The 23,378-nt window shown below is 41.9% G+C and carries 26 protein-coding genes and 1 tRNA gene; 11 read left to right on the forward strand and 16 right to left on the reverse strand.

The window, feature by feature from the left end; genetic code table 11:
- Positions 1-6: 6 nt before the first annotated feature.
- The 3 genes from DI060_RS05540 to DI060_RS05550 are packed head-to-tail and all read right to left on the reverse strand — an operon-like array spanning position 7 to position 2,136.
- Positions 7-864 (reverse strand): pepsin/retropepsin-like aspartic protease family protein, encoded by an 858-nt coding sequence (locus tag DI060_RS05540; RefSeq protein ID WP_135355001.1) that lies wholly within the window; start codon positions 862-864, stop codon positions 7-9.
- A complete protein-coding gene (locus tag DI060_RS05545) occupies positions 828-1,052 on the reverse strand; it encodes a hypothetical protein (protein ID WP_108974584.1) in 225 nt (74 codons plus the stop codon). Before DI060_RS05545 ends, DI060_RS05540 begins: the two co-directional genes overlap by 37 nt.
- A 22-nt stretch (positions 1,053-1,074) precedes the next feature.
- On the reverse strand, positions 1,075-2,136 hold the full coding sequence (locus DI060_RS05550) for a sensor domain-containing diguanylate cyclase (RefSeq protein ID WP_108974586.1): 1,062 nt from the start codon (positions 2,134-2,136) through the stop codon (positions 1,075-1,077).
- A gap of 170 nt (positions 2,137-2,306) precedes the next feature.
- Here DI060_RS05550 and DI060_RS05555 point away from each other — a divergent pair.
- Positions 2,307-2,379: transfer RNA gene (locus DI060_RS05555), tRNA-Met, on the forward strand.
- 6 nt (positions 2,380-2,385) lie between these two features.
- Here the strand turns inward: DI060_RS05555 and proC are convergent.
- From proC to DI060_RS05570, 3 genes are read right to left on the reverse strand one after another with little or no spacing between them, the layout of a single operon-like run.
- Positions 2,386-3,168, reverse strand: a complete 783-nt coding sequence (proC, locus tag DI060_RS05560; protein ID WP_108974589.1) for a pyrroline-5-carboxylate reductase — start codon at positions 3,166-3,168, stop codon at positions 2,386-2,388.
- On the reverse strand, positions 3,161-3,805 hold the full coding sequence (locus DI060_RS05565; protein ID WP_108975656.1) for a YggS family pyridoxal phosphate-dependent enzyme: 645 nt from the start codon (positions 3,803-3,805) through the stop codon (positions 3,161-3,163). Before DI060_RS05565 ends, proC begins: the two co-directional genes overlap by 8 nt.
- A 44-nt stretch (positions 3,806-3,849) precedes the next feature.
- Positions 3,850-4,566, reverse strand: a complete 717-nt coding sequence (locus DI060_RS05570) for a hypothetical protein (protein WP_108974591.1) — start codon at positions 4,564-4,566, stop codon at positions 3,850-3,852.
- Positions 4,567-4,643: 77 nt separating this feature from the next.
- Here DI060_RS05570 and DI060_RS05575 point away from each other — a divergent pair, with 77 nt between their 5' ends.
- The 3 genes from DI060_RS05575 (at position 4,644) to nadE (ending at position 8,618) form a co-directional block, all read left to right on the forward strand.
- Positions 4,644-5,399 (forward strand): flagellar filament outer layer protein FlaA, encoded by a 756-nt coding sequence (locus DI060_RS05575; RefSeq protein ID WP_108974593.1) that lies wholly within the window; start codon positions 4,644-4,646, stop codon positions 5,397-5,399.
- A 125-nt stretch (positions 5,400-5,524) separates the two neighbouring features.
- Complete coding sequence (locus DI060_RS05580; RefSeq protein ID WP_135355002.1) at positions 5,525-6,691, forward strand: 3-deoxy-D-manno-octulosonic acid transferase; 1,167 nt, start codon at positions 5,525-5,527, stop codon at positions 6,689-6,691.
- Positions 6,684-8,618, forward strand: a complete 1,935-nt coding sequence (nadE, locus tag DI060_RS05585; RefSeq protein WP_108974597.1) for an NAD(+) synthase — start codon at positions 6,684-6,686, stop codon at positions 8,616-8,618. The genes DI060_RS05580 and nadE overlap by 8 nt, the downstream gene beginning before the upstream one ends.
- Here the strand turns inward: nadE and DI060_RS05590 are convergent.
- Positions 8,615-9,310, reverse strand: a complete 696-nt coding sequence (locus tag DI060_RS05590; RefSeq protein WP_108974599.1) for an LIC_20245 family lipoprotein — start codon at positions 9,308-9,310, stop codon at positions 8,615-8,617. The two genes, nadE and DI060_RS05590, sit on opposite strands and share 4 nt — an antisense overlap.
- Before the next feature lie 34 nt (positions 9,311-9,344).
- On the opposite strand from DI060_RS05590, the gene DI060_RS05595 reads away from it, so the two are divergent.
- The 6 genes from DI060_RS05595 (at position 9,345) to DI060_RS05620 (ending at position 13,939) form a co-directional block, all read left to right on the forward strand.
- On the forward strand, positions 9,345-10,106 hold the full coding sequence (locus DI060_RS05595; RefSeq protein ID WP_108974601.1) for an LIC11073 family putative lipoprotein: 762 nt from the start codon (positions 9,345-9,347) through the stop codon (positions 10,104-10,106).
- The gene (gene rsmI, locus DI060_RS05600) at positions 10,096-10,815 is read left to right on the forward strand and encodes a 16S rRNA (cytidine(1402)-2'-O)-methyltransferase (protein ID WP_108974603.1); all 720 of its coding nucleotides are present in this window, start codon (positions 10,096-10,098) and stop codon (positions 10,813-10,815) included. Before DI060_RS05595 ends, rsmI begins: the two co-directional genes overlap by 11 nt.
- Positions 10,816-10,836: 21 nt before the next feature.
- Positions 10,837-11,163 carry a flagellar biosynthesis anti-sigma factor FlgM gene (locus DI060_RS05605; protein ID WP_108974605.1) on the forward strand — a complete coding sequence of 109 codons (327 nt, stop codon included), beginning with the start codon at positions 10,837-10,839 and terminating at the stop codon, positions 11,161-11,163.
- Positions 11,164-11,247: 84 nt separating this feature from the next.
- The gene (locus DI060_RS05610; protein WP_108974607.1) at positions 11,248-12,414 is read left to right on the forward strand and encodes an iron-containing alcohol dehydrogenase; all 1,167 of its coding nucleotides are present in this window, start codon (positions 11,248-11,250) and stop codon (positions 12,412-12,414) included.
- A gap of 11 nt (positions 12,415-12,425) precedes the next feature.
- Positions 12,426-12,668, forward strand: coding sequence for a hypothetical protein (locus DI060_RS05615; protein ID WP_108974609.1), 243 nt, complete (start codon positions 12,426-12,428; stop codon positions 12,666-12,668).
- Positions 12,665-13,939 (forward strand): flagellar motor switch protein FliG, encoded by a 1,275-nt coding sequence (locus DI060_RS05620; RefSeq protein ID WP_108974611.1) that lies wholly within the window; start codon positions 12,665-12,667, stop codon positions 13,937-13,939. Before DI060_RS05615 ends, DI060_RS05620 begins: the two co-directional genes overlap by 4 nt.
- Here DI060_RS05620 and glpK read toward each other — a convergent pair.
- Positions 13,936-15,432 carry a glycerol kinase GlpK gene (gene glpK, locus DI060_RS05625; RefSeq protein ID WP_108974613.1) on the reverse strand — a complete coding sequence of 499 codons (1,497 nt, stop codon included), beginning with the start codon at positions 15,430-15,432 and terminating at the stop codon, positions 13,936-13,938. The two genes, DI060_RS05620 and glpK, sit on opposite strands and share 4 nt — an antisense overlap.
- 2 nt (positions 15,433-15,434) lie before the next feature.
- Entirely contained in the window at positions 15,435-16,391 is a 957-nt protein-coding gene (locus DI060_RS05630) for an MBL fold metallo-hydrolase (RefSeq protein WP_108974615.1), read from the reverse strand.
- Between the two features lie 86 nt (positions 16,392-16,477).
- Between DI060_RS05630 and DI060_RS05635 the strand changes: the two genes are divergently transcribed.
- Entirely contained in the window at positions 16,478-16,786 is a 309-nt protein-coding gene (locus tag DI060_RS05635) for an STAS domain-containing protein (RefSeq protein WP_108974617.1), read from the forward strand.
- Here DI060_RS05635 and DI060_RS05640 read toward each other — a convergent pair.
- The 7 genes from DI060_RS05640 to DI060_RS05670 are packed head-to-tail and all read right to left on the reverse strand — an operon-like array spanning position 16,783 to position 23,373.
- Positions 16,783-17,538 carry a CDP-alcohol phosphatidyltransferase family protein gene (locus DI060_RS05640; protein ID WP_108974619.1) on the reverse strand — a complete coding sequence of 252 codons (756 nt, stop codon included), beginning with the start codon at positions 17,536-17,538 and terminating at the stop codon, positions 16,783-16,785. The genes DI060_RS05635 and DI060_RS05640 overlap by 4 nt on opposite strands.
- On the reverse strand, positions 17,535-18,563 hold the full coding sequence (gene tsaD, locus DI060_RS05645) for a tRNA (adenosine(37)-N6)-threonylcarbamoyltransferase complex transferase subunit TsaD (protein ID WP_108974621.1): 1,029 nt from the start codon (positions 18,561-18,563) through the stop codon (positions 17,535-17,537). The genes DI060_RS05640 and tsaD overlap by 4 nt, the downstream gene beginning before the upstream one ends.
- A gap of 2 nt (positions 18,564-18,565) precedes the next feature.
- Positions 18,566-19,933: a S41 family peptidase gene (locus DI060_RS05650; RefSeq protein ID WP_108974623.1), complete on the reverse strand. Its 1,368-nt coding sequence runs from the start codon at positions 19,931-19,933 to the stop codon at positions 18,566-18,568.
- Between the two features lie 3 nt (positions 19,934-19,936).
- The gene (locus DI060_RS05655; RefSeq protein WP_108974625.1) at positions 19,937-20,224 is read right to left on the reverse strand and encodes an LA_1448 family UV-C exposure upregulated protein; all 288 of its coding nucleotides are present in this window, start codon (positions 20,222-20,224) and stop codon (positions 19,937-19,939) included.
- A gap of 37 nt (positions 20,225-20,261) precedes the next feature.
- Positions 20,262-20,870 (reverse strand): transcriptional repressor LexA, encoded by a 609-nt coding sequence (gene lexA, locus DI060_RS05660; RefSeq protein WP_108975658.1) that lies wholly within the window; start codon positions 20,868-20,870, stop codon positions 20,262-20,264.
- Positions 20,871-20,914: 44 nt separating this feature from the next.
- Positions 20,915-22,102: an efflux RND transporter periplasmic adaptor subunit gene (locus DI060_RS05665; protein ID WP_108974627.1), complete on the reverse strand. Its 1,188-nt coding sequence runs from the start codon at positions 22,100-22,102 to the stop codon at positions 20,915-20,917.
- Between the two features lie 8 nt (positions 22,103-22,110).
- The gene (locus DI060_RS05670; protein ID WP_439956899.1) at positions 22,111-23,373 is read right to left on the reverse strand and encodes a TolC family protein; all 1,263 of its coding nucleotides are present in this window, start codon (positions 23,371-23,373) and stop codon (positions 22,111-22,113) included.
- Positions 23,374-23,378: the final 5 nt, after the last annotated feature.

The following is a 23,378-nucleotide window of genomic DNA, read 5'->3' on the forward strand; positions in this document are numbered from 1 at the left end:
CTTCCCTCACTGAAGGTAAAAAGCCACACGAGCACGGGAAAAATCCCAAAACACCGGAGATTGCGATAAGGCGTTCAACCCGATGACCCAAAGGCCTTCCTTTCCAGCTTGTTTGCCATCCTTTGAAATTCCACCCAAAAATAATGGTATCTGCTTAGAGAATAATTCTCCATTCGTCGTTTGGAAGTAGATGGATTCCTTCGTTTTAAAGAGAGAACGGGTTTGAGTTTCTCCTCTAGGCAAATGTACCGTCACTGACTCTATCAGTTCTCTGTTTTGGTAGAGCGTTTCGGGTAGTATGGAAAAGCTTGCTCCTGTATCTAAAAGCGCCTCTACTTTCTGGCCTTCCTTTTCTAGCTGTGTATAGTAGTGCCCATCTCGCTCCCTGACCTGAATGAATTTTAAAGCAAGGGATAGGAAAACATCGGGTCTTTTGCAAAAACTAGCCTGCGATTCATATACGTAGATCTTCTCATCAGACCATAGAATGCATGTTTTGTGGAAAAAATCTGTGCCGATCACAAGATCAAATTGTTTGGGAAAGACTTGAAGGAAACTAGGGAATGTGTATTCTCTACCCTCCCATACGAGTTTCCATTCTTCGGAAGTCTCCTTCCCATTCCAGAAACTTTGGCTAGAGCCACTGTCCCAGAGAGCAGATACTTTCTCGTGGCTAGCTTGGTTCTGAAAACCGTGCAAAAGGATGTGTGAAGGAAAGCTTTCCGTTTGGAAGAAACCCAGGCGGCCTTCTTCTGGTAAGGAAAATTGGTATTTAGGTTTGTGAGGGCTTTGGCAGTAGAGGCTTAAAAGGAAACAAAGGAAACTGCCTATACAAGTTTTTTGATACAATTTCGATTGGGGCATCTTGTATAGTCTACCGTACAATCTCGGTATTCAATGCCCGTTTTCTCATCTTTGCTTTTGTATTCAATGAAGCAGGAATAGGGCTGAAAATCAAAAGCTGCCATACCGAGTGCTCTTTCACGAATGTTTGCACGAAGGGCCTCTTGGTCTGAAGAAGGTTGAGATACGATCGAAAGTGCTTCTGCCATATCCCAAACATCGGCAGTTTCTCTATTCCTTATAACAAATTGTCCGGTTCCTACCAGAATGTTTTGCCTGGTAGAGAGCTTTGTCTGCCCTCTCAATCAGGTCTTTGTTGTTTCGGTCACTCAAACGAAAGGAAGAAATGCCAACAGAAAGTGTCACCTTAAGGTCAGAGCCATCATTTGGGTTTTTGACAACCATTGCTTCTACTGCTTTGCGGATCTCTTCGCCTTTTGCAAAGGCTTCTTCTTCCGAGGCTCCTGGCATCACTAAGCAGAACTCTTCTCCACCATACCTTGCTGGGATGTGGTGGCGTTGGGCAGCATTGATGAGTTGTCTTGCCACTTCAATCAAGACGACATCGCCTGCTTGGTGGCCATAGGTATCGTTGAAGACCTTAAACTTATCCACGTCTGTAAATAGTAGGGAAAGTTTGGTCCCTTTTTTGCGACAGCGTTCCATCTCTTCCTTTAGCTTGGTTTGGAAGTAGTGGTGGATCTTCAGGCCAGTCATCATATCCACCGTTGCCAATTCGTAGAGCCTTGCGTTTTCAACAGCAATCCCCGCTAGATTGGCCAAAGTAGTCATAAATTCTTTTTCATCTTCGAGAAACTCTTCCGAAGTCATCTTTTCTCCCAAAACAAGGAGGCCATTTACCTTTCCTTTTGCATTGAGGGGGACGATGATTTCAGCACCAAGGCGTTTGAGGAATTGCAAATCCGCAGAATCTTGGAGAGACTCTACTTTTGAGATTTGCTCCATCGTAATGGCTTTTGTCTTCTCTTCAAAAAAATGGATGAGGGAAGTGTCCATTTTGATTTCATAATTCTGTTCTTCAAAAGAAAGCTCAAAACCTTTTGTCGACTGTGGCTCTAGTTTGAAAATGCCAAGGTCAATTTCTGGCTCTAGATACATAGCAGCATGCAAGGTCTGCAATTGCGCTAGGCATATATTTAAGATCGCATCAATTAGGTATTTGTAGTCGAGCGTCGAGTTGAGGGCCCGCGAGATCTCTAGAAGCTGCTTTTGGTCATAGATTTTCTTTTCGTAATGTTCAAAAACTATGTCCGTGTTATCCTTGAATGACAATCCGCACCTTCCCTTTAGAGGTTGATGAATAAAACATCGTTTAGCAAAGGCTTGTAAAGTAAGATTTTCCCTAATTGTCTAATTTTTCAGCGATCTTTTCCTATGTTTAGAGCAATCAGGGAATAAAAGGTTGACGAAAAAGCCCATCCCAGAGAACCTGGACATTACACCGCGCGGTGGAGCAGCTGGTAGCTCGTTGGGCTCATAACCCAAAGGCCACAGGTTCGAATCCTGTCCGCGCAACCGTTATCATCCCCCTTTTCCCAACTCTCTACTCCGGTTCGTGGCGGAAGCCACAGCATCTCGCACTGCCGTCATAAAGCCAGCTCTCTCCAAAGCATCCAATCCGTGTATGGTTGTCCCCGCCGGTGAGGTGACCCAATTGCGGACCTCCATGGGATGAATGTTTGGGTCTTCTTCTTTTAGGTGTTTAAAGTAGCTGATACTACCCTCTATCGTTTGTAAGGCGAGGTCTAAACTTTGGGAATAAGTCAAACCTTCCTTCAGTCCACCTTCAGCCAATCCTTGCAAAAAACTCAAGACAAAGGCAGGTCCAGAGCCAGAGAGCCCAGTGATGGCATCCAAGTGTGCCTCTTTGTCTACCTTAACAAGGAGCCCTAGCCCAAAAAAGACAGAAGAAACCAAATCATCTAATTTGGATGTAGTAAAATAGCCGATGGCACCCTTCCCAACAAGGAGAGGTAAATTTGGCATCATCCTCACCACTTGGCTCCCTTTAGGAGAGGCGGATTGCATTGTTTCTACAGAGATACCTGCTGCAATGGAAAGAAATACTTTTGGCTGTTTACATTCACCTAGCACCTTCGTTACGTCAGCTGGTTTAACGGCAACAACCAAGACATCAGCTACGGCTTCCAAGTCTGCAATCGAGTTTTGGTAGGATACGAAGGGCTGTCTGGTTTTCGTAAAGGGATCATAGCCAAAAACTTGTGATTGTGTGCGTGCATAGAGGCTTCTTGCGATTGCCTCTCCCATTTTCCCGAGACCAATGATACCAATGCGTTCAGCCATACGTTCTTTCTCCAAAAATTAAGGAGCCGATTCGTAAATAATTGGATCCTAATTCCACTGCCCATTCAAAATCTCCACTCATTCCCATCGAGAGTTTTTTATCGGGAAAAGATTGGTCTCGGAATTGTGCCAATCGTAAAAAAGCAGCTCGCGTTTCTGTTTCGTCCCCGCTGCTAGGACCCATACCCATAAAGCCTAAAAATTTACAGCATGGATTTTCAAACGGTACAGACTGTTCTTTCGCCATGAGGATTTCTTCAAAGGAAAATCCATGTTTTGTTTCTTCACCACTGATGTTACATTGTAAAAAATAGGAGATGGATGTTTGCTCCTTTTCTGCCCTCTTCAGCAGTTCTTTTAAAGTGGAAAAGGATGCTACCCCATGGGTAGCTGTGAATAGAGGAAATAACTTACGTAAGGTGCCGGTTTGGGTAGGCCCAATGTGGTGCAATTGAACTTCATCTTTCGCATTTGGAAATTCAGAAAATAGTCTCTGGAATTTTTCTGTGGCTTCTGGGATATAATTTTCTCCAAAGATACGTATGCCTTGGAGGTAAGCTTCTCTGACAATCGGATACTCTTTGGTTTTGGAAACGGCAATGATGGCAAAGTCCCGCAGGGGAAACTTCGCTTTCATTCTCTCGTTGATGGACTGGTAGCGTTGGAAGAACTCGGACAAGACTAAGGGGCGGATAGTGATTTTTCTAATCGATCCAAACGTGTTTCAATGTCCGTAAAACGTTTGTCATTCTTTTCGTTTTGCAATGACAATTTGGTTTCGATAGCTTGTATCCTAGCTTCTAAGGAGGGCGATTTGCTTTCTGGTTTTGGATTCTTTTTTGGTGTGGAAGCTACGACTTTTGTTTTTTTCTTAGAACTTTGCTGTGAAGTAGTCACTACCGATGGGACAACTTGCTTTGTCTTTTTTTTCTTTGTTTGGTTTGTTAGGGCAGTTTGTTTGGGAAGAGATTCTGGAGTGGCTCTTTGTGGGACTTTCTCGATTTTGATTTCGGGCTCGGTTGGAGTTTGGGTCTCAACTTGAGAGGACTCCGTCTTTTTTTGTTTTTTAGTTTTTGCCGCTTGGGTTACGGAGACTGAGGTTTGGTTGCGGTTGGAGTTGTCGGGCTCCATCTCTTCAAAGGAGGGAATCTCTGCTAAATCATTTTGTTTTGGTTGTGGCGCATCCACTTTGGTTTCCGATTTCGGAAGGGTAGCTGTCTCTTTCTTTTCTTCTCGTTCTATCAAACGATCAGGAACAGCATCCTTTGCCCCCTTGTCCATCGCTTGCATTTTCTGGTAAATCTCACTCCGGTAGACAAATGCCAGGAAAATCGAAGAAATGAGTAGCACCACAAGGAGTGCCGTCGTAAAAATTTTTATGTTATCTTTCTTGGCCATGGAAAAGACCTTAACCTAATGCGATAAATTCCGTTATTAGAAAGGATGGCATGTATTCGTCATTATGCAATTGAGAAATGAATCCAACCGTAAAAAAATTCATACTGGTTTTATATTTTTTTCTGAGTTTGGTCTCACCCATGGGAGGAGCACCAAGACCCTGGGACCAAGATGAAGAAGGAAGGGTAATCTTACTCGACCAAACCCTAGCGCAAGAGAGAAACTATGTCTTATTCGTTGCCGAAGATTTTGAAGGAAATCGGCCTTGGGCCTTTTACAGATCCGATTCCTTTTTGGCACATACTCAATTCTCAGCATTTCTATCTGACTCCACTGCCTTTCCTAAGGAGAAAGCCGTTTACCAAAAGTACGGCTACGAAGGATTCCAAAACCAAACCTCTTTCCTCATCCAATCATTTGTTGAAAATCCCAAAACTGACCATTGGGATATAAGGCCCGCAAAACCTTTGTTATTGCCAACTGGGCTTCCTATACAGGCGATTCTTTGGGTCTATTCTGAAGGCCACCACATCAATTTAGAGCTACTCGTTTCGCAAAAGAAATCAGAAGATATCCATCTACCATTGGGTATGCTTAATTTTGTAGGTTGGAGACGATTGGAAGTTCCCATCAACCTTCCTGCAAAGAATGCAAAATTATTACAAAGTTTATCCATCCCTGTATCGGTGAAGGGATTTCACTTAGCGACAAGAACGACGCAAAAAAAAGGTGCGTTTCACCTTTGCTTTGACAATCTAACGTTTGTCATAGATACCTCAACCTTTACCTATCCTGGTGCTGAAATCAAAGACAATTGGGGTAAAAATAATTGATCTTTTTTTTCTATAATTGTTTGGTTTATCTTGCTTTCTTTTTGATTCAAATTCTGGCCCTATTTTCACCTAAGGTCCGTAAACTAATACAAGATAGAAACACCGACCAAACTCGGATAGGGTCTATGGACATTCTGCCTTCCCAAAAGACGATTTGGTTGCATGGCCCAAGTGTCGGTGAACTTGACCAAGTGAGGGCCTTTGCAAGTGTAGTTAAACAAAAAGACCCTTCTCTTCAAGTCTATGTTTCCTATTATTCCGATAGTGTTTTGGATAAACATTTACAAGATCCAAATTTTGATTTTTGTTTTCGACTTCCTTTTGATTTACCCAATGCTTACGAATTGATTCTAAAAAAATGGAGACCCCTCTTTCTATGTATTTTTGCCTGGGATACTTGGCCCAATTTAGTCAAGTCTTGCCATGAATCTTCTATAGATGTCTACCTTGCCTCGGCGACTCTTTCGGAATCTTCTTCTCGATTAAAAGGGCTTTCTTTGCTCCTAACCAAAAAAACCTTCTCCTACTTTACAGCGATTTACCCAACAAACGAAATTCTCACACCTTTATTTTCAAATATTGCTCCACGAGGGACAGAGATACAAGCGCTTGGTGACACAAGGATTGATACCATACTCGCAAAATTGGAAAAGGGAAAACCAGGTAAATCTTTCTCTCAAGTGATTCAACAATTTTCAGATTCTTTTCGAAATAAGAACTTGGTTTGTTTTGGTTCCACCTATCCCAGTTGTGAAGAAAAGATTCTTTCTTCCCTTTCGCAAATCCCTGAAGAAGAAATACAAAACAAATCGTTTTGGGTTTTCCCACACAAATGGGAAGAAATTCGGATGTCAGAGTTTTCCGCAAAGCTTCAAAGATATGGTCTAGTGAAACGCTTCTCAGAGCTAAAAACATTGGTGTCTGGAAAGTTACCACAATTTGTTTTGGTAGACGAGATGGGGATTCTTGCCTTTGCCTATCAATATGCACGTTTTGCTTATGTCGGCGGAGGATTCCACCACCGCATTCACAATACCTTGGAACCAGCCGCCTTTGGTTTGGCACTCTTTACCGGCCCAAAGATCACAAATGCGTCAGAAGCTATCATTATGCAGAGATTAGGTGGTCTAAAAGTTGTACACAGCAACTTAGAATTTACCGACACACTGAGAAATTTTTTAAACTCCGATGAACGGAGCACATCCCTAGGCCAAAAAAATAAGCAGTTTGTGCTGGATAATCGAGGTGCCTCAGAAAGACTTTACGCAAAGGTCTTTTCTGCGCATGACTGAGCTACACATTTCTGCTGTCACACTGAATACAACTCCGCTTGCCTTCCGACGGAATCGAGAGTTGGTCATACAAGCCCTCCAATCGAAAGCAACGGAGAGAGCTGATTTCATCTTATTTCCAGAACTTTGCCTTTCTGGTTATGGTTGTGAAGATGCTTTTTATCGTGAATCCGTTTGGGAGGAGTCATGGAAGAGCCTTTTGGCACTTTTGCCTTTTACATTGGGTCGGACTGTTTTTGTTGGATTGCCTATCTTTCACTCTGGTTTTCTCTATAACTGTGTAGCCGTACTTTCCCAAAACCAAATCAAAGCACTTGTTCCAAAGATCCATCTAGCAAACACTGGTATCCACTACGAGAAACGTTGGTTCCATAGCCCACTGCAAAGGATAGACGATAGGTACATACCAGAATTCGGGCTAGAAGGTGCTTTGCAGACCGAAATCCCATTTGGGCATTTTCTCTTTGTCTCCAACCGAGTTCGCTTTGCTTTAGAAATCTGTGAAGATTCTTGGGTGTCCAAACGACTCTCGCATGAATATGCCGAAAGAGGATTGGACCTATTGTTTTCTCCAGGTGCTTCCCACTTTGCTCTAGGGAAACGAGAAATCCGCCACCGGATCTTTTCCGAAACCAGTCGCTCGAACCAAATTGTCACCGTGTTCACCAATTTACAAGGAAACGAAGCGGGACGTGCCATTTATGATGGTGGAGCCTTTGTCTGCCAACATGGTCGCCTACAAAAAGAAGGGGAGCGTTTTTCCTTTCGGGAACATTCCGTACTCAATTTTGTGACTTCACTTTCCGAAATTCGCGGAGGCCAAGCAAGAGAGAAACGCTCGCACACGGATTCTTTTGTCAGAGAGAGCATCCCAGTCCTGAACTTAGGAGAATGGAACAAACCAAAAGTCAAAGATTTCCGAAACCAAACAACAAGCGAAATTTTGGCCGATGAACTGAGCCCTTTCGAAGAATTTACTCGAGCCGTCTCACTTGGCTTATTTGACTACTTACGAAAATCAAAAACAAAAGGATACACCCTCTCTTTATCCGGAGGTGCTGATAGTGCCGCCTGTGCTATATTAGTTGATTCTATGAAACGATTTGCAAAAGAAGAGCTTGGGGATAGTATTTTTGCAAACCTTGGTATCAATGAAAAAAATCTATTGGTCACTTTATACCAAAAAACAGATAATAATTCTGAAATTACAGAACATATTGCAGAAACACTCTCCAAAGAATTAGGCTGCGAATACCATAGCATTCGGATTGACTCTGCTGTAGAAACTTCTCTCCAACTCATCCAATCCGTAATGAAGCGAGAATTAACATGGGCGGAGGATGATTTAGCTTTGCAAAATATCCAAGCGCGGGTCCGCTCGCCTCTCATCTGGTTATTAGCAAATATGAATGGGCATTTACTTATCTCGACAGGGAATCGTAGTGAAGCAAGCGTTGGTTATACGACCATGGATGGAGATGCCTCTGGTTCGCTTTGTCCGATCAGTGGGGTGAGCAAAGAGTTCATCTTACAATGGTTTGATGATATTTTGGCAGGTAAAAATCGCTATATCCAAGCCAGAGAGAGCATACGTCTCCTACGAAATACCCGACCTACAGCAGAATTGAGACCTCTCCACGAGCACCAAGAAGATGAAAGAGACCTCATGCCCTATCCTCTTTTGCAATCCATTGAGGAAAGTTTTGTAGGTCTGGGCCTTTCCTCTCAAGACTGTCTCAAGCGGATTTCTGATTTGTATCCAAATTTTGAAAGAGAATATCTCAAAAAACAGATTGAACGATTCCAAAAACTCTTCCAAAGTTCACAATGGAAGCGTGAACGTTTGGCACCTTCTTTTCATTTGGACCGGTACGGGCTTGATCCAAAAACTAGCTACCGTTATCCGATCCTCTCTGGTTTAGATTAAGGCGTTGGAATACCTGCTTTTTGGTAGGCTTGGGCCATCTCTTTGTCAACTTGCTCATTTTGGAATTTGATATTACTCAATATCTCCTGAAATTTTTTATCCATTTCAGGGTCATCACCACCTTGGCTCTCGATTAAATAATTGATGATTTCCAAACGATCATTGCCTTGTTTTTTTACATGTGAATAATAAAATTTGACATCATCAGGTGTTGCACTTCCACCAAAAACATTGTTCGTTGCGGCACTCAATTTGTTATTGAACTGCTCCTGCTTTGCTCTCATTTCCTGTGTCATTCTTCTTGGGATCAAATCGTTTTCAGGGAACAATTCTCTCAGCTCGTCAAACGACTCCATGGCTTCTGCAGGATAGGGTTTACCTGTGGCAGGATTGATGGGGATTTCACCCTCTTGCCCTGCTTGTGCAGCGACCTCTTCTTCGTAGCGCATTGCCCCAGATTTAAAGTAATCAGAATCGAAAATCGAGTCGGCATTCTCATCTCGGACTCCTAGGGGATTGGCTCGGTTCTTTTCACCAGAGTTTCCTTGGAGTAAATAGGCCAAAGCCTTAGAATTTTGGTCTTTTTTCCTTCTGTTTTCTTCTTCATCACTGGAGAAGGTTAAAAACATTGTGATGAAAAATAGGGCCAGTAGCGCAAGGCTCGTAAAGAGTAATTTTTTTTGGATTCCCATAGATTGAATTCCTAAAATCTTGGAGGGGAGATCGATGAGAGCTACCCTCCTACATCCATTCTGTCTAGTCGCCCTATCTTTCCTCTCTTTTTTTCGTTGTGGGACGAATACAGACACTCCAGTGGCACCCTTCGTATTTTTGGTTCCAGCGGGGGTTCCCCAAATTTTGGCTGTCATCCGTGTAAATAATAACATTACCGATACCTTCCAAACAAACCTAACAGACTTTACCGTTAACCCGCGCCCAGAGTTTTTACTAAAATACTATGTGACGAACCGCGAACCTCAGTTTGTCGGATACAATCTATACATCACAACAGCCACACCTTCCATCATCCAAACCATCTCAGGAGAGTGGCTGGAAGATGGTGTGCAGCCAAGTTTCCCTCACCTTCCTTTCCAGAGTTCCACCGCCTCACAAAACGTGATCACCAAACGGATCCGGTACCAAATCCCTCCCCCAGGGACCTACCCGTTCCAAAGGTGCCAGGTGTATAACTTTACCCTTCGTTCCTTTTTAAACAATGGCATCATTTCCAATCCCTCGGCTACCGTCTCCGCCTGTGCAGGTGGCTATGAAGCGGAGTCTGTCAATACAGGTACGCCCCCACTTTCTCTTTGCCCTGTCGGTTCTGGTTGCAATAGCGCAACTTGCTCTGTTGCCAATTGCTCAAGTCCGCTGGCTTGTCCGGTTGGAACAGCATGCAACCCTTGCCTGGAAGCAGGAAAAGAGGCACTTGGATGCCCATGTCCTTCTGGGGTCAAACGTGTAGGGTGTCAATTCATTGGCCCCTAAGCAAACTGGCTTCCTTTACGTTGTGGCAACCCCCATTGGGAACCCGCGAGATATCACCCTCCGGGCCATCGATGTACTGGGAGAGGTAGAAGCTGTTCTTTGTGAATCCCAAGGAGAGACACAAAAACTCTTAAAACAAATTGGAGTCACAGCAAAGGTTTGGCCACTCTACAAAGACCTTTCCGATACCCCCTACCAATCCATTCTAAAGGGAATCAAAGAAGGCAAGTCCTTTGCTCTGGTATCCGATGCGGGCACACCCGGGATATCCGATCCAGGTTCAGGCCTTGTCAGAGTGGTGCGGGAAGCAGGTTTGCCAGTCGTACCAGTCCCAGGAGCCTCTGCTCTCTCGGCCCTCCTCTCGGTCTCTGGGTTCCAAACCAATCCTACCTTGTTTTTGGGATTTCTCTCAGAGAAACCTTCCAAAAAGCGAAAAGAATTGGAGGAAGCTCAAAAAACCGAAGGATTGGTCGTCTTTTATGAATCAGTTCATAAATTACCTAGGTTGTACCCTCTACTCCAAGAGCTATTTGCCGATACTGAAATCATGGTAGGAAGAGAATTGACAAAGCCTTATGAAGAAATCAAACTCTACCCAAACCCCGAGGCTTTGGTTTCAGCACCCCCAATGGCAAAAGGCGAATTTGTTTTTCTCCTAAATCATAGAAAAAAAACGCTTAAGGGAATTTCTGAAAGTTCCGATACCTGAAGTAGTAAGAGGACAAATACTATGAATATCGATAAAGTTGGAAGAGTAGGTGGTTTTGGATACGAATCCAAAAAAACAAATACGCCTGCGAAAACAGAATCCACAGGTCCTGTAGACACAATTTCAATATCAGATGCTGCAAAGAAAATTGCATCTGAAGCAAAATTGCAATCAGAAGTAAAACAAATCGCAAAACAGATTGTATCTATGCCACCTGAAGAGGATCGCACAGAAAAAATCAAAGCTGTGAAAGAAAGACTCAAAAACGGAGAATATGACAACCTCTCAACTGAGATGTTGGATAAAATTTCCGATCAGATCGCAAATACCTTTTTAGGCCAACAGTAAGTAGGACCGGCGGTGGGGGGTCCTTTTACATTGTCCTCAATTAGGGAACTTTCACCTTCGGCCATAACAGTTTAGGAGAGTTGTATGCCAGTCCTACCGGAATGGATCAACTTCCAGTTCACTCCCAAGATACACTTCGAAATCGACTGTGGTTATAAACTAGGCTCCTTTGTTAAAAACATAGGTTCCAGGGTTGTATTGATTGCCACACAACGCGAGTTAGAAAACGCTGAAGAACTTTCTATTATCAAAACTAGTCTAGAGAAACATTCCGAAGGTGTTATTATATATGATGACATCGTAGACAAAGCACATTTCAAAGACATAGACTCAGTTGCTCATTTCTTACGAATTGCAAATGCAGATTGTGTGGTTGCCTATGGCTCTTTTGAATCCATCAATGCTGGCAAGGCTGCTGGCCTACTCGCAACAAATGATTTTTTTACGGAAGATTTGTATTCCGGTAAGGTAAGCCCCAAGAAAAAAGGGCTACCCGTGATTGTCGTCCCAACCAAGCCCTTGTTAGGAAATGAATGTTCTCCTTTTTTCTCGATTGTTGATGATCGAGATAAGAACAGAAAGTACTTTGCCCATGAGTGGGCTTTCCCCGAACTAATTGTTGCCGACCCAAAAATCGGTGCGGGTATGTCATCTTCCGATACGGCAAAGACTGGTATTGCCATCTTATCAGCGGCAGTGGATAGCATTCTTTCCAAATACGCCAATGAAATCACTTCTTCTACGGCTCTCCGCGCTATCGAATTGATTTCAAAAAATATAGTTACCTCCATCCGAGAGCCCAGAAACTTAGGTGCAAAAAATTCGATTTATGCGGCAAGTTTACTCGCAGGCATAGCCCAATCCACAAGTTCGCTTGGTCTTTGTTATGCTCTTTCTTTATCCACAACAACAATTACCAATTTAGATATATTCCAAGCTATGTCGATACTCCTTCCGCATGTAATGGAATATAACCTCACCTCATCTGCTGGTAAGTATGTCATGATTGCAAGAGCTCTGGATGAGGATGTCACCAATATCTCCGTAATCGAAGCTGCCATCAAAGCGGTGGAAGGAATCAGAAAGATTTACCTTGAGCTCAAGATCCCCCAAAGGCTCTCAGAATATGAAGTAAAAAAAATAGATTTACCTGGAATCGCAACTCTTGCTGCAACCTACCCATTTTTGGATTGTTTGCCAAGAGAGTTACCAAAAAATGAGATAGAAACCATCCTGGTGGCCGCGTTCTAGAGGTAGGCTCTTTGATACAACTCACAGATTTTGAAAAGGAATTGCAATCCACCTTTTCCCTTAGTGATAAAGATACAAGGCGATTGGAAAGAGTGATTTCTGACCTTTGCTTAGTAGTGGGGATGCAATCATTTGAAATCTTTGATTTTTTACGATTTGGAGCCGAAGACGAGTTTGCAAAACTTAAAGATGATTACAATTGGGAAGCTTTTCGCATTCGAATCCAAAAAAAACTCATCAAACGAAGTCCTTGATCCACTACCCAGGAAAGAACTACCATTTTTTTAAAGCAAGCGCGGATGCGGTTGCAAGAATCCAAAGCAAACTCGAACCATTTTACCCATTCTTAAAACTCAAAGCAGAAGAACTCCCCTTTCTCTGTTCTGATCCAATTGTTGTTCCTAGATTTTTATACCGTTTGCAATGGAATCGCCAAACCTACCCTTCTCAATCCATCTTCACACCATATTACAATCGTTATGACTATAAAACATTGTCTTTCCCATATAAAATTCCAGAAAATACAAATGTAGTGAAACCAAATGAAAGTATACGTTTGAGAGTCGATCAATCCCCCTTCCCTCTCTCTTTGAAGATTCCTTTCTTTCTTGAATTTGAAAATTTGGAAAGAATACAAATTGGAGCTATCCAGAACGATAGAAAATCGATATTCAAACATAGACGGACAAGGTATGAATCCGCAAAGTATCTGTCTTTGCGAGATATAGTAAATCCAAGCTTCTCGGAAGAAGAAATTCTAAAACAAATAGAATCACTTTATTTTGACCAGAAAAGCAAAAACTATTTATATCGTTTGGTAAAGATTCTCTTTGCTGGTACACCAAGTGAAGAGCAAAGTATCATCTCCAATTTGTTTAGCCATGAAGCAGAGTTTGCCCATTTCCTAAGTAAAAGTATTTTCAACCCGGAATTATTGCCACTGGTGCATGGTCCTTTTTTGCAATCCTTTGTCTCTCAGTTTGATGAAAGGAAAATCAAGTTTGCTTTACCAAAACTTTCGACTCAGCTAAGACAGTTACTCCAAAAATCTGTCTCCAAAAATAAATTTCAAATGATCCTCTCCGCTCCAGCCTTACAACCAGAACCAGGCGAAGGACTATGGGAACTATTAGAAATGGAAATGTACAAACAATTTTCTAGAAACATCTACTATGAAAAAGACCAGGTTATTACGTATCGTGAGATGGAAGACGAGTCCAAAGAAAGCAAAGACATTAGCCCAATCCCATCACATAAATTTAATCTATGGACCACTCAATCAGGAATTGAATTGTATGCGGTCGAAGCGAACAAAATCTATTTTATAACAAAGGCATGGATTGAAGTCTTACGATTTGATTGGTTCATCTCCAAAAAAGAGTTAGAAACCACCATCTACCATAGACTTCCTAAAGATTTAATCTTAGAATTGCCAAATCTTTCCCATGCCCGTTTCTTAGTTGGTGCAGGGATCACCCAAAGCAAGGAACCATTTGAATTTGCTTTGCAATGGTTCGAAGCTTAAGAATTTGTCTTCACACGGTTTATGGCCCAATTCCACTTCCGAATCTCTTCGTTTCTCTCTTTGTCTTTCATTTTGGGAGTGAATTCAGTGTTCTTTGTTTCCAATTTTTTAAGTGCTTCGACGCTTTTGAAAAAACCTCTTTCAAGTCCAGCGAGATAAGCAGCACCTAACACAGTTGTATCTACGTTAGAAGGTCTAATCACTTTTGTGCCTAAAATGTCTGCTTGGAACTGCATTAGCCATGCATTTGATGTGGCACCACCATCCACTCTCAAAAATTTTAAGGCCTTTCCTGTCTCCTTCTCCATCGCATGAGCCAATTCGTATGATTGGAGTGCAATTGCTTTTAAGGCGGCTCTTGTAATTTGCGCTGCGCTCGTATCTCTTGATAACCCAAAAATAGCGCCACGGGCTTCTTGGTCCCAATGGGGTGCACCTAATCCTGCAAAGGCGGGAACAAAAACAATATCATCCTTTTCTTTGATAGACTTCACTAATTTTTCAGAGTCTTTTGAGGCATGGAAAAACTCTAAATTGTCGCGCAAAAATTGAACTACAGCCCCGCCGATAAAGACACTTCCCTCCAAACAATAGACTGTTTTGCCTTCTGGGCCTAAAGCCAAAGTTGTAATCAAACCTTGATTTGAAATACGGAATTCTTCACCTACATTGAAGAGAAAGAAACAGCCCGTTCCATATGTATTCTTTGCTTCTCCGGGCTCAGTACATAACTGACCGAACAAGGCTCCCTGTTGGTCTCCAACCAAGGAAGAAATCGGAATACCATCTGGTAAGGTTTTAACCATGGAAGTGAAACCAAACAAATTCTTAGAGTTGAATGTCTCAGGTAAGATGGACTTGGGAACTCGTAAGATTTTACATAATTCATCATCCCATTCTTTGGATTGGATATTAAAGAGAAGAGTTCGAGATGCATTTGTATGATCTGTTTTATGTTCTTTATGCCCAGTTAGTTTGTACAAAAGCCATGTATCTATGGTTCCGAACATTAGCTCATTTTTTTCCGCCTTTTCACGAGCGCCCTTCACATTGTCCAAAATCCATTGGATTTTTGTTCCAGAGAAATAAGCGTCAACAACCAAGCCTGTTTTGTTGCGAAACGTTCCTTCCAAACTTTGTTCTTTCAAATTTTTGCATATATCAGAAGTCCTTCGGCATTGCCAAACAATTGCTTTGTAAATGGGTTTTCCTGTCTTTCGGTCCCAAACAACTGAGGTTTCTCTTTGGTTGGTAATCCCAATGGTGACGGCATCCTTTGGGTTTAGTTTTCCAGACCGAATCGCTTTACCGATTAGTTTCTGTGTCTTTGACCAGATTTCTTCTGCATCATGTTCCACCCAACCAGGCTTAGGATAGTATTGTTTGAATTCTTCATAGGCAGATGAGATTACCTTTCCCTTATCATTGAAACAGAAAGTTCTAATTCCAGTCGTACCTGCATCTATACCAATGATGTATCCTTTATTCGCCATAACTAAATCTCCAATTCTAAGTTTTCGTGAGCCATAATGATTTCTAATTTTCCATGTGGATCAAACATTTCTTTGTACTTCAATGCGCGAAGGTAAACAAGATCTAATTTCTCATCGTCGTATGATGGATCGTGATGGAACATGACTAACTTTTTGACCTTTGCTCGCAAGGCAATGTCTGTCGCCATCGATGCAGAACTATGACCCCAGTCTATTTTCTGCAATGACTCTTCAAAAGTATACTGAGTATCAAATACCAGAATATCCGCATCCCTAAAGTAATCTATATAGGTATCAATATTTTCCATCTCATCCAAGTTAAACTCTGCGTCAGATGCAAAGATCACTGATTTACCTGCTTCGGTAAAACGATAAGAAAAACTTCCACCTGGATGCCGGACAGCTTTGCTATAAGCCGTTACATTTGGGCCTAGCGAAAATTCCTGACCTTCTGGTATAAATGTAAATGTTTTTTGAGCAGCATAATGATCAAAGGATACTGGGAAATGTGTGAAGACAAATTGGTGTTTTAATCTATCCTGTAGGTCTTCAACTGAAGAATAAAAATGAAACTGGTTGGATGGAATGAAAAGAGGAACAAAAAAGGGAATCCCTTGGATATGATCCCAATGTGTATGAGTCATGATCCAAAATGCACTTTCACCATTTTTGCCAAAGCCTTGTGCCATCATCTGGTTTCCTAACTCCCGTAGGCCAGTGCCACCATCAATGATAATCAAATTGTTTTCTTTATCTCGGATCTCGACACAGGTCGTATTACCGCCGTAAGTGGATGAGGCAGAGAAGCTGAGGGAGTCTAAAAATTTCCTAATGCCCTCCTCATTTTGTATGTCCGTAGGGCGAACAAGTGAAAGCAACTTTTGTATTTTTTGTTTAACGCTTTCTGGCCGGATCGGGGAACCTATTGAACCTCGTACTCCCCAAAATTTGATTTTCATTGCTATCTTTTTAGGTGGCTTGTCCAAAAAAATCAAACGTTTTTTGGTTGCTTATCCTAGAAGAGAAAAGAATGGTAACTTAGGTTATGTTCGAACTTAAGGTGAAAGCCAGTGCTGATAGCGCTACAATTCATTTTATTGGTAGTCTATCGATTCGGGATACACCAACGTTACGTTCGGAACTCAGTCGATTAAAGGATAATGGCATCAAATACATTGTCTTTGATTTCAAAGAACTCAACTTCCTAGACTCATCAGGCATTGGAGTGCTACTACATACCTATAATTGGGCCAAGGAAAGGGAAGGCTCAGTGAAGATTATCCATATGTCAAAAGAGGTAAAGTCCATCTTTACCATTTCAAACTTACTCGACCTCTTTTCTGTAGAAACTTAAACTCTCAGTTCCTCTATCGTATGGATGATAAAAGATACGATTCCCGAAAAGACATAGAAGCCAACTGCCCCATACAAAAAGTATGGCCAGCGGTATAGACTGACCACAACCAGAAGCACAGCTAAGCCAATAAATACAATGGCCATCTTTTTCCAACTAAACCTCCCGCGGATAGCAACTTGAGGTTTGGAATAACGAATGGTCGAAACCATCAGGAGAGCTGTGCAAATAAAAAAACCAATGACCAAAGGTAGAGGCACTTGGTCCGGGCGAAAGACGAGGGGAAAGGTTCCTACGACTACACCTGCGACTGGCGAAGGCAAACCTTGGAAGTACGTTGGATCATGTACAACATTGAAACGCGCCAATCGATAGGCAGCACAAATCGGAAAGAGAGCAGCAATCAGCATACCAATGGGAAAAAACTCAGGCTTTCCGAAGAGATCCATTTTGTATTCGTCTAGAAACATCTTATACGTTAAAAACCCGGGAGCAATTCCAAAAGTGGTTAAGTCTGCTAAACTATCCAAATCAGCACCTAACTCTGTCGTGGCGTCCAAGGCCCTTGCGGCCATTCCGTCGAAACCATCAAAGAGTGCTGCCAATATGATGAACACTCCAGAGAGAATAAACAAATCATGTGGATCTTTTTGGGTAAGACCAACCTCCGAGGCGATCAACATGGAAACAAAACCCAATGTTAAGTTTCCTAAGGTAAGTGTGTTGGGAATCCAGGCTAATTTCTTTTTCATAATTTTGCTTCAATTTTTGGTTTTGGGGATACAAGGAAGTCGATCGGGGATCGATGCCCCTTTTGGAAAAGATAGTATCCTAAGCAAGCTACCATAGCTCCGTTGTCTGTGCAGTAAATTTTTTTCTTTGGATAGAAAACTCTCCAGGATTCTCGTTTCGAAATGGTTTCAATCTCGTTACGAAGTGTTCCATTTGCGAGTACTCCACCTGCAAAGGCAATGTTCCGAATCCCTGTTTTTTTGACCGCTTTTTTTACATTTCTCAACACGAGTTCAAAGGCTGAGTTTTGGAAGTCGTAACAGATTTTCCTCGCATCTATCTCTAACTGCTGTCTTTGTACATGGTACATCACAGCTGTTTTAAGGCCCGAAAAGGAAAAGTCTAAACTGTCACTGGGGGCATCTTTTAAAAGTTTTGGGAAAAAGGAGGCTACTTCTTTTTCTTGCGTTTCCGCATACTCTTTAGCAAGCCTCTCCACAGGCGGTCCCCCAGGATAAGGCAGGTTTAAGATAGCACTCACTTTGTCAAAGGCCTCGCCTAAAGCGTCATCCATAGTATCTGCAATTTTTTCCATCTTTCCGAAGTCATGGTATAAATAAATGGAAGAGTTTCCGCCAGAGAGAAGAACAGCTAACAAAGGAAAGTTGGGCAACTCCTCTTCTAAACGAATCACAGCAAAATGTGCTTCTAAATGGTTCACAGCAACGATCGGAATTTGGTGAGTGAGGGCTATACAACGTGCTAATTGGGCCCCGATGAGAAGAGAACCCATAAGCCCTGGGTGAGAACTAACGGAAACGTAGCTGAGGTCTGAAATCTGAATATTTGCCTCTCTGAGTGCCGTCTCCAATAATGGATTGATCTTTTCCAGATGAGCTCTGGAGGCAAGCTCCGGCACTACTCCGCGGTATTCCGCATGGTCAGCGATTTGGCTATATATCACAAAGGACCGGACTTCCTTTCCATCTTGGATGATGGCTAAGGAAGTTTCATCGCAACTAGATTCAATCCCCAATCCTAACATGTTTATAGATTCAGTATGCGGATCGCTTCCTTTAGTTGTAGGTCTAGTTCGGTATTGGGAGCTTGTGTCGATTGAGTGCTTCGCAATTCATTAAATAAGAATAATCGAATGACCGAATCAGAAATGGTAAGTTTCTCTTCCTTCAAAAGATTTTGGAATTCTAGAACGGTCTCATCGTTGTAATCGCTATGAGCATTAAAAAAAGTACGAAGTTTCCCACGTTTCTGCAGTTTCTCGAAAGCAAATTTCTCGTCATCATTTGCGGATATTGGGTTTACCAATACATCAGGTGTGATGCCCTTCCCATGGATCGACTTTCCAGAAGGAGTAAAATACTTTTGTATGGTAATGGCAACTCCTGTTTTGTGAGAAAGAGGAAAGATGGATTGGACCGAGCCTTTTCCGAAGCTTTGAGTGCCCACAACTTTTGCTCGTTTATGGTCTTGCAAGGCACCTGCCAAAATTTCCGAAGCACTTGCTGAGCCACCGTTTAACAAAATAGCTAGTGGAATATCTAAAAATTTTGCACCCTGTTTATCGGAACGAAAGGTTTTGACAAGGACACCTCCTCTTCCTCGAACAGAAAGTATTTCTTGGTTTGCTGGCAAAAATAAATCAGCCAATTCTACCGAGAGATCAACAAGTCCACCAGGATTCATACGCAGATCAATGACTAAGTTTTTTGCGCCACTCTCGATTAACTTTTTAATACTATCCTCAAATTGTTTGGCTGTATTTTCCCTACCCATAAATTGAGCGAGTTTTATATAACCTGTTTTTGTTTGAGGTAAATAGGATGAACGAATATATTGGATCTTGATTAACTCGCGGATCATACTTACAGTGAATGGATCCTTGACACCTTTCCTTTCGATCTTCATACTTAAGGAAGAACCTACCTCTCCTCGCATCATATTGATGGAATCTGCCATGGAAACATTCTTCGTAGATTTTCCATTGATTTCTATTATTCTATCTTGCGGCAAGAGTCCTGCCTTCCAAGCAGGTGTGCCCTCTAAGGGTGCCACAATGATAAAGGCTCCATCTTGAAAGCTAACTTCCACACCTATGCCACCAAAAGAACCCTTTGTTTCATTTTGCAACTCGAGGAATTCATCAGAATCTAAAAATCTTGTATGAGGATCACCTAAACTCTGTAAGGCTCCCTGTATGGCGCCAACATATAATTTTTTTTCGTCTGCAGGCTCTACAAAGTCACTTTCAACAAATCCGAGCACTTCATGAAACACTTGTAAGTAAGCCTCGCCCGTTGTGGAAATGGCCTTCACACGAGGAAGTGAACCAAAAAAAATAAATGAGATTAAAATAAATACGAGGCTAAGCCATAACAGTCGTTCTTTGTTCTTCATATTTTAGTTTCCGTAAATGGAGTGGTATAGTTTTGGATTTTTGTTGAGGAGTAAAGATTTGGCCTCTGCAATCGGCAACCGATATACACTACAAGCCTCTTCAAACAACTCTTTGTCTGTAGGCACAGTCTTTTTGGGATCTGTCATCAAACCTGTTTGGATACGAGTCTCCGCAAATCGTTCCAATGCCCGAGACAAATCAGCCTCCGACACAAGATCTTTTTCAGCAATGCATGAGAAAGTGAAACTGAGTAGGATGAAAAACAAGAGCCAGAGTTGCTTTAATCGCATACCCCTAGACCTTGTGATAAGCTCAGGTAGGGGTCAATCAGTAAATTCGGTAGAGGCCGATCAGTTTTCCGACGATGCTTGCTTTTTTTGTTTTGATGGGCTTCAATTTGGAATTTCTCGGCTCAAGGCGGATGTGGTCAGCCTCTTTGTAGAAAACCTTCAAAGTAGCTTCGTTATCTAAGAGTGCGACTACGATCTCACCATTTTTGGCTGTGTCTTTTTTTTGTATGATGGCGATATCTCCATCGCTAATGCCTGCTTCCACCATAGAATCCCCTTTGACCCTTAGGGCAAAGGTTCCTGGTTTACTCGCTAAATCATCAGGCACCGCAAGGTACTCTTCTATGTTTTCTTCTGCGAGGATGGGAGAACCGGCGGCCACTTGCCCGAGAAGGGGGATGCCAGATGCACGCACAAGAAGAGCCTCATCTTGTGTGCCTTTCAATAATTCAATGGCTCGGCTTTGGTTTTTAGAGGTACGGATATAGCCTTTCTTTTCGATAGCCTTGAGGTGGTCATAAGCACCCTTTGCAGTAATTCCGAACTGGTCACCAATCTCTCGGATGGTAGGTGGAAATCCTTTTTCTCGAACTGACTCGGTGATAAACAGGAGAACCTGCTCCTGCTTTTCTGTTAAATCCTTCATACTTAACAAATAAATAGGAAATGTATGTTATGTCAAACTTATTTTTACAACTTTAAGTATTCACTTTTCAGTACGAAGGAGCCGTCTTTCACAATAGCTTCGTTGCCATCCAATCCGGTTAGGATTTCTACCCAATCTTCGTAGGACTTGCCCAATCCTACTTTCTTCGCGCTAAAACTTGCATCCATATTCTTCACAAATACAAAGGTCTCTCCTTCAATTTTATGAACGGAATCCATAGGGATAACTTTGATTTTGTTTCGAAGATTTTCTGCTACCATACCCTTCACGTTTGCTGTTACACTTTGTCCGGGACGCAAACGACCATTTGCATTTCTTACTTCGAGACGGATCTCCGCAGTTTTTTTCACTGGATCAATGACATCTGAGACATAGGAGACAACTGCCTTCACAGCATCGTCAATGGTTCCACCGATAGGAATGACTTTTGCTTCATTTCCTTTCCGCAAACTATTAAGATCCTTTTCAAAAACCTCAAGATTGATCCATAGAACACTTAGATCCGCAACAGTAAATAAGTTGTCTCTTGCATTCACAGCTTGGCCAATGATTGCTTCTCGTACGGTCACCGTACCTGATATGGGAGACCGAATGAAAAGATTTTTTGAATTGTATTTACCAGCTTCCAGATTAGAAATTTCAGAATCGTTTAGTCCCAAATTTTCTAGGGCATTGCGACTAGTTTCCATTTCTGCTTTTACGGATTTATAATCCATGAGTGACATTTCGTACTCTTTTGCCGAGGTCACCTTCTTCTCATATAATTCTTTTGCTCTATCTGCTTGTACTTTCAAAGCCTCTAACCTAGCTCTAGCTTTCAGGTAATTTGCTTCTGTGGTTCCGAGCTCAACTGATTGAATGGAAGCGAGAGGAGCACCTTTTTTTACACGATCTCCTTCTTTCACAAAAACAGAAAGAATTCGTCCATTGACGCGGGATCCAACTTTTGCCACATTATTCATGTCATACGAAACAGTACCGGGCAATTGTAGATCTTCTTCTACAGCTCTTTCTTCAAGGTAAACTATGGAGAAAGGATGATTTTTTTGAATTTCTTCTGAAACTCGAAACTTTGACTTATCATCGGAGAGACTTTCTGTTTTTTTGGGTCCTCCAAAAAACTTAGTGTATCCATAATAAGATAGACTCAGGAGGAAGGCTCCTATCGCTATCTTTCGGAACAAAGGTGATTTTAAAAATGATGCTTTCATTTGGTTTCCTATAAATCTGATGTATCCATTTTGCCTATAGCTGCTCTAAATGCTTCTAAGGCATTGTAGTAGAGATAAATGATCTCATAATAATTTCTGAGGACATTTAAATAATTTTTTTCTGCTTCCAAGAAAGTAACTAAATTTGATGCACCACGAATGTAGGCTAGTCTAGATTTTTCCTGAACCTCTCTGTTTTTATTGATGAGATCAAACTGTTTGTATTCTAAAAGTTGAGATTCTCTTGCCTGCAATTCCTTGACGGCGGCAGATATCTCATTTAAGATTTCATTTCTCTTTGCCTCTACGTCAAAGGTCAGTTTTTTGAATGACTCTTCTGACTTCAGGATTTCACCTTGTCGGCGGTCAAATAAAGGGAGAGGAGTGGACGCATAAATCCCTGTTACGTGCTCTGTTCCTTTGTTTAGGTATTCAACACCGAGAGTCAAAGGAGGAATGATCTCTCGTTTACGGAGTTCAATATTCATTCTCTCTTTCTGTTGTCGAAGTTTTAAGACAACCAAATCAGGTCGACCTTCTATATCGAATTTATCTAGCTCTAGGCCAAATTCTTTCGTAGAGAAAAATTCCAAACGCCCCTTCACTTCCAGGGGAACATTGCTATCTGGAAGACCGATGAGCACCCGTAAGTTTTTGACAACCTGGGCCCGTAGTATTCTCGCATTTCTATATTCACGGTCGATCTGGATTCTCTCTAAGGTTAATCGGTCGTATTCCAAAAAGGAAATATCCCCTTTTTCTGCTCTTAGTTTTGTCAGGTCGAGAAGGTCTTGGTAATTTTCCAAAAATTCCTTCTGGTAATTGATTTGCTCGGTGACATACAAATAGGTCCAAAAATTTTGCCGAAGCCGCAAACGAAACAAGCGATCAAAGTCATTAAAATTAGCAATCGTTGCCATAAACTCTTGTTTTGCGACCTTTTCTCTTTGGGGGATTACGCCACTCAAATCGAATGGTTGGTTGTAAATCACAGATGTTTCTGGTAAGCCAGTTCCGCTAGTCGCTCGCGCACCTATAAACTGCTGTTGCATATTGACTATTGGATTGTAGTACAGACTCGCAGTGATAATATCACCTCTAGCAATCCCAATGTTTTGTTTTTCTCGCAAATAAAGGGGATTACTCGAAACAGCAAATGATTCCAAATCACCTATATTCCACTTTTCATTGAAATTTAAGGAAATAGTATCCTCACCCAAAAATAATGGATCTAAGTTCTTCTCCATAATATCTTTTGCTGACAAAGACATTACAG

It is taken from the genome of Leptospira ryugenii, assembly GCF_003114855.1.
GTDB classification, from domain to species: Bacteria; Spirochaetota; Leptospiria; order Leptospirales; family Leptospiraceae; genus Leptospira_A; species Leptospira_A ryugenii.

What these genes read in the sequence shown, in the direction of transcription:
- DI060_RS05650 (WP_108974623.1), bottom strand. Translation starts at nt 19,933, where the DNA reads ATGAAGAACAAAGAACGACTGTTATGGCTTAGCCTCGTATTTATTTTA.
- DI060_RS05635 (WP_108974617.1), top strand. Translation starts at nt 16,478, where the DNA reads ATGTTCGAACTTAAGGTGAAAGCCAGTGCTGATAGCGCTACAATTCAT.
- DI060_RS05595 (WP_108974601.1), top strand. Translation starts at nt 9,345, where the DNA reads ATGAGAGCTACCCTCCTACATCCATTCTGTCTAGTCGCCCTATCTTTC.
- DI060_RS05655 (WP_108974625.1), bottom strand. Translation starts at nt 20,224, where the DNA reads ATGCGATTAAAGCAACTCTGGCTCTTGTTTTTCATCCTACTCAGTTTC.
- DI060_RS05545 (WP_108974584.1), bottom strand. Translation starts at nt 1,052, where the DNA reads ATGGCAGAAGCACTTTCGATCGTATCTCAACCTTCTTCAGACCAAGAG.
- lexA (WP_108975658.1), bottom strand. Translation starts at nt 20,870, where the DNA reads ATGAAGGATTTAACAGAAAAGCAGGAGCAGGTTCTCCTGTTTATCACC.
- DI060_RS05665 (WP_108974627.1), bottom strand. Translation starts at nt 22,102, where the DNA reads ATGAAAGCATCATTTTTAAAATCACCTTTGTTCCGAAAGATAGCGATA.
- DI060_RS05575 (WP_108974593.1), top strand. Translation starts at nt 4,644, where the DNA reads ATGAATCCAACCGTAAAAAAATTCATACTGGTTTTATATTTTTTTCTG.
- DI060_RS05640 (WP_108974619.1), bottom strand. Translation starts at nt 17,538, where the DNA reads ATGAAAAAGAAATTAGCCTGGATTCCCAACACACTTACCTTAGGAAAC.
- DI060_RS05590 (WP_108974599.1), bottom strand. Translation starts at nt 9,310, where the DNA reads ATGGGAATCCAAAAAAAATTACTCTTTACGAGCCTTGCGCTACTGGCC.
- proC (WP_108974589.1), bottom strand. Translation starts at nt 3,168, where the DNA reads ATGGCTGAACGCATTGGTATCATTGGTCTCGGGAAAATGGGAGAGGCA.
- DI060_RS05605 (WP_108974605.1), top strand. Translation starts at nt 10,837, where the DNA reads ATGAATATCGATAAAGTTGGAAGAGTAGGTGGTTTTGGATACGAATCC.
- DI060_RS05610 (WP_108974607.1), top strand. Translation starts at nt 11,248, where the DNA reads ATGCCAGTCCTACCGGAATGGATCAACTTCCAGTTCACTCCCAAGATA.
- DI060_RS05540 (WP_135355001.1), bottom strand. Translation starts at nt 864, where the DNA reads ATGCCCCAATCGAAATTGTATCAAAAAACTTGTATAGGCAGTTTCCTT.
- DI060_RS05570 (WP_108974591.1), bottom strand. Translation starts at nt 4,566, where the DNA reads ATGGCCAAGAAAGATAACATAAAAATTTTTACGACGGCACTCCTTGTG.
- tsaD (WP_108974621.1), bottom strand. Translation starts at nt 18,563, where the DNA reads ATGTTAGGATTGGGGATTGAATCTAGTTGCGATGAAACTTCCTTAGCC.
- DI060_RS05630 (WP_108974615.1), bottom strand. Translation starts at nt 16,391, where the DNA reads ATGAAAATCAAATTTTGGGGAGTACGAGGTTCAATAGGTTCCCCGATC.
- DI060_RS05670 (WP_439956899.1), bottom strand. Translation starts at nt 23,373, where the DNA reads ATGTCTTTGTCAGCAAAAGATATTATGGAGAAGAACTTAGATCCATTA.
- DI060_RS05565 (WP_108975656.1), bottom strand. Translation starts at nt 3,805, where the DNA reads ATGAAAGCGAAGTTTCCCCTGCGGGACTTTGCCATCATTGCCGTTTCC.
- nadE (WP_108974597.1), top strand. Translation starts at nt 6,684, where the DNA reads ATGACTGAGCTACACATTTCTGCTGTCACACTGAATACAACTCCGCTT.
- DI060_RS05580 (WP_135355002.1), top strand. Translation starts at nt 5,525, where the DNA reads ATGGACATTCTGCCTTCCCAAAAGACGATTTGGTTGCATGGCCCAAGT.
- glpK (WP_108974613.1), bottom strand. Translation starts at nt 15,432, where the DNA reads ATGGCGAATAAAGGATACATCATTGGTATAGATGCAGGTACGACTGGA.